Genomic DNA, 4,473 nt, shown 5'->3' on the forward strand with positions numbered 1-4,473 from the left:
AGTGTCTGTGCGAATTTCGCGGCAAGGCCCGTTTTCCACCACGGAGCGCCCTGTGTGGCAGCGGCAAACGGAGCAAGGCGGAGTTTGCCGATGGCTTCGACGGCATGCGTATCACCATCGGCAAGCCTGCGCTTGCCGCTGCCACACGGCTGCCAGGATATTTTCACAGACACTCGCTCGGCGTGTCTGTCAGGATTTCAGGGCAGCATTCCCTTGCCGGCGCAGACCGCCAAGGGTGGCAGCCTCAAAGCTTGTCCTGAGCGAAGCCGAACGGATCCGCAGGACTTGGGGATGGATCGCCTCGCAGAGGCCTTTCCGTACGGATGCGCCACTCCCATTCGCCATCCCCAAAGCTCCGTTGCACTACGCTTTGAGGCTGCCACCCACATGCCACGATATTTTCACACACACCCCGGACAAGCGGCGGCAGGATTGCTTTCGCCGGGCGAACCTCTACAATGGCCTCGGACTCTGATTCCGGATGTGTTTCCGGCTTCCATGTATAGAGAAGACCCATGACCCTGAAGAACCCTCACGCGTTTTCTGCCAGCCATATCACGATCTCTCTGTGGGGCATGCTGCTGTGGAGCCTTTGCGTCTGTTCGGGCAGCGCGCCGAGCATCAGCGACGCATGGGTGGCCACGGATGCCCTGGGCCGCAGACTGCCGAGCCATGCGGAGGCGGGCGATCCCCGGCCGGGGCGAACCGTCGCGATATTCTACTGGACCTGGCACGTCGACGGCAAGACCGACCTGGGACCGGCGAACGTCAACGAGATCATCACACGGCATCCCGATGCGATCAACGACTTCAACCATCCCGTCTGGAAAGAGGTCGGGCACATCGTGGGATACCACTGGAACGAACCGCTGTTCGGCTACTATCGCGGCACCGACGCGTGGGTCTACCGCAAGCACGCCGAGATGCTGGCCGACGCAGGCGTGGACGTCGTGGTTTTCGACTGCACGAACGGGACGTTCACGTGGAAGGAGGCCTACGACGTGCTCGGGGAGGTCTGGAGCAAGGCCCGGCGGGACGGCGTACGAACGCCGCAGTTCGCTTTCCTGTGTCCGTTCGCGCCGCACGACGACAGCCGTGTCAACATCACAAAAATCTACGAGGACATCTACAAGCCGGGACGCTTCAAAGACCTGTGGTTCTACTGGAAGGGCAAACCGCTGCTGATGGGCTACCCGGACAACCTGCCCGAGCCGATCCGCTCGTTCTTCACGTTCCGGCCCGGACAGCCCGACTACCGCAGGGGGCCATCCCGACCCGACCATTGGGGTTGGCTGGAGGTCTGTCCCCAGCACGGCTATGTCGAGACCACACCGGGGAAGTTCGAGCAGGTGACGGTGGGCGTCGCGCAGAACGCCACCGACGTGCTGGCGCCGGCGGCGATGAACGACCCCAAAGGCTCGCACGGACGCAGCTATACCAAGGCCCATGGTTTCAATGCCGATCCGGAAGCGGCCGGTCGCGGCCTGAACTTCCAGGAGCAGTGGGACTATGCGCTGAAGATCGATCCCGAGCTGGTCTTCGTGACCGGCTGGAACGAGTGGATCGCGGGTCGCTACAAGGAGTGGCAAGGCACGGAGAACGCCTTCCCCGATGAGTTCAACAACGAATACAGTCGTGACATCGAGCCGATGAAGGGCGGCTTCGCCGACAACTATTACTACCAACTCGTTGGGAACATCCGGAGGTACAAGGGCGTGCAAATCCCTGCCCCGCCGTCGCCGCCGCTCGCGATCGACGTCGACGGACGCTTCGAGTCGTGGGCCGAGGTGCAGCCGGAGTTTCGACACCACAAGGGCAGCACGATGCACCGAAACCACCGTGGCTATGGCAAGACATTCTATGAGAATGACTCGGGCCGCAACGACTTTATCGTCGCCAAGGTGACGCGAGACGCAGAGAACCTGTACTTCTACGTCGAGACCGCCGGGCCTGTCACAGAGCCGGCCGGAGACGGCTGGATGACGCTGTGGGTCGACATCGACCGCAACAAGAGCACCGGATGGGAGGGTTACGATTTCGCGGTCAATCACAAGAGGCCCGACGGAAACGAAGCAGCTTTGGAGCGAAGCGAGCGCGGATGGAACTGGTCCGAGATCGGCCAAGTCGCGTTCCGGGTCCAGGGCAGCCGATTGGAGATGCGTGTACCAAGAACACTCGTCGGCCTGGAGGCAAACGCTCCGCTCGACTTCGAGTTCAAGTGGACCGACAACGTGCCTGCCTCTGGCGACATCCTGGACTTCTACCTCTACGGCGACGTCGCTCCCAGCGGCCGGTTCAATTACCGCTACCACGCTCCGTAGGTCGGTGGCGTGCGATGCACACCCCGCAGACTCGACAAGGTCGATTCGGCTTGAAGGAGCCTTGGGGCAGGCGTATACTGGCGGCCGAATTTCAGGACTGATGGTGTCGAAGCACGCCCACGGGAAACATATGAGAGATTTCAGCAAGACAAGACGGATCGTCATCAAGATCGGCACGCACACGCTGACTAAAGATACCGGGATCGATGCGGCGTATTTCCGGCGAGTCGCCTCGCAGGTCACTTCGCTGCTCCAGGCCGGTCGGCAGGTGGTCATCGTCACCTCCGGCGCCATCGGCATGGGGGCCGGCCAACTGGCGCTTTCCACCAGGCCCAAGGACATGAAGATGCGTCAGGCCTGCGCCGCCATCGGCCAACCCTTGCTGATGCAGGAGTACCGCAAGGCCTTCCTCCGGCACGGTGTCACGGTTGGCCAGGTCCTGTTGACAGCCGAGGTGTTGAGCAACCGCAAGACCTACCTGAACCTGCGCAACGCGATCGAGACGCTTCTGAGTCTGAACATCGTCCCGGTCCTCAACGAGAACGACAGCATCAGCACCGCCGAGATCGGCACGGCGTTCGGCGACAACGACCGGCTCAGCGCCCTGGTCGCCAGCAAGATCGACGCGGACCTGCTGATCATGCTGACCGACATCGACGCGCTATACGACAAGAACCCGAACGATCACGCCGACGCCAGGCCAATCTCCTCGGTCTTCGAGATTACCGAGGAGATCGCACGCAACGCTGGCGGCTCCGGCAGCCGGCACGCCACCGGCGGGATGAAGACCAAGATCGAGGCAGCGCGAATCGCTTCGCAGGCGGGCTGCCGCATGGTCCTGGCCAACGGTCGAGCCAGAGACGTGATCGGCCGGATCGTGGCGGGCGAGGAGATCGGTACGATCTTCCTGCCCAAACGCAAGCTCAGCAATCGAGCGCGGTGGATCATCAACAGCCGTCCGGCCGGAACAGTGCGCATCGACGACGGCGCGATGAAGGCGCTGCGGAATCACAAGAGCCTGCTGCCCTCCGGCGTCGTCGCGGTCGAAGGCAACTTTCAGGCCGGCGACGTCGTTCTGCTCAACGGCGCCGCCAAGGCGGTCACGAGCCTCGGCAGCGCACAGCTCAGGACGCTGGCCGGCAAACACAGCACCGAGATCAAGGCCCTGCTGGGCCCCGGCCACCGCGACGTCGTCGCCATTCCCGAAGACATCGTCTTCATCGATAATTGATGATTGATTATTGACGAGTGCGCTACGCGTTCAGGGCCTTGTTCATCCGGGCGATGGTGTCGTCGACCTGCTCGGTACTCAGCATCCCGACCGTGATGGCGTCGACCAGCTCATTCTCGAAGACGAACCGCAGCGAGGCGTCTTTCTGCTCGGGACGGGTCAGCGCACCGGCTCCAAAAATCTTCATCCCGATGATCACTTTGCCGTTGGCCCTGGCCTGCTTGAGGACGGGCACCACCTCCTCGACCGACGCATCCATGGCGGCCTCGCGGCCCGTGTTGTTGATCCGCGCCAGGATCACGTCCGTCCAGGGATGTGTGGCGGCGACCTTCAGGGCGCCGAGGTCGTGGCACGAAACCCCCACCGCCCGGACCGCGCCTTTGGCCTTCAGCTCGTCCAATTCGTCACAGACTCGCTTGTGTTCCTCGGGCCACCGGCCGTTTCGCATGCAGTGCATCAGACAGATGTCGATCACATCGGTATCCAGTTCCCGTCGGAAGCGGTCGATCTCGGGCTTGGCGCCGCCGGAGAAGGCGTTCCAGTACTGCGTCTCGGGCCAGATTTTGCTCAGAAAGGTGATCTTGTCGCGCGACCGGCCGTTCAGTGCGTGACGCACATAGGGGTGCGAACCGTACAGGTCGGCCATGTCCAGGAACGTGATGCCCCGGTCGAGGCTATGGTGAATCAGCTTGTCGAACTCCTTCTCGCCCAGCCGCGTGTGGGCCGAGGAGCGGCCGGTGCCGTTGTAGCCGGTGCCCTGGGCGAGGCGCGAGACCTTGATACCCGTCTTGCCCAGCGTCACGATATCGGTCGCGGTCCGCCGGCCCATGGCGGCTGCCGCAACGCCCGGCGAGAGCCATTCCGGGCGCACCGCCAACGCTCCTGCCCCGGCCAGCGCTGCGCCGGGGAGACGCCCGCGAC

4 protein-coding genes are annotated in these 4,473 nt (G+C 63.1%); 3 read left to right on the forward strand and 1 reads right to left on the reverse strand.

What is annotated here, in order from left to right; genetic code table 11:
* The 3 genes from KA354_25155 to proB all read left to right on the forward strand — a co-directional run.
* On the forward strand, positions 1 to 260 hold a 260-nt coding region (locus KA354_25155; protein ID MBP7937938.1), incomplete at its 5' end, for a hypothetical protein.
* Between the two features lie 315 nt (positions 261 to 575).
* Positions 576 to 2,321: a hypothetical protein gene (locus KA354_25160; GenBank protein ID MBP7937939.1), complete on the forward strand. Its 1,746-nt coding sequence runs from the start codon at positions 576 to 578 to the stop codon at positions 2,319 to 2,321.
* Positions 2,322 to 2,451: 130 nt separating this feature from the next.
* Positions 2,452 to 3,552 (forward strand): glutamate 5-kinase, encoded by a 1,101-nt coding sequence (gene proB / locus KA354_25165; protein ID MBP7937940.1) that lies wholly within the window; start codon positions 2,452 to 2,454, stop codon positions 3,550 to 3,552.
* Positions 3,553 to 3,574: 22 nt separating this feature from the next.
* On the opposite strand, the gene KA354_25170 is transcribed toward proB, so the two are convergent.
* On the reverse strand, positions 3,575 to 4,473 hold an 899-nt coding region (locus KA354_25170; GenBank protein ID MBP7937941.1), incomplete at its 5' end, for an aldo/keto reductase.

The organism is Phycisphaerae bacterium (genome assembly GCA_018003015.1).
Lineage (GTDB): Bacteria > Planctomycetota > Phycisphaerae > UBA1845 > PWPN01 > JAGNEZ01.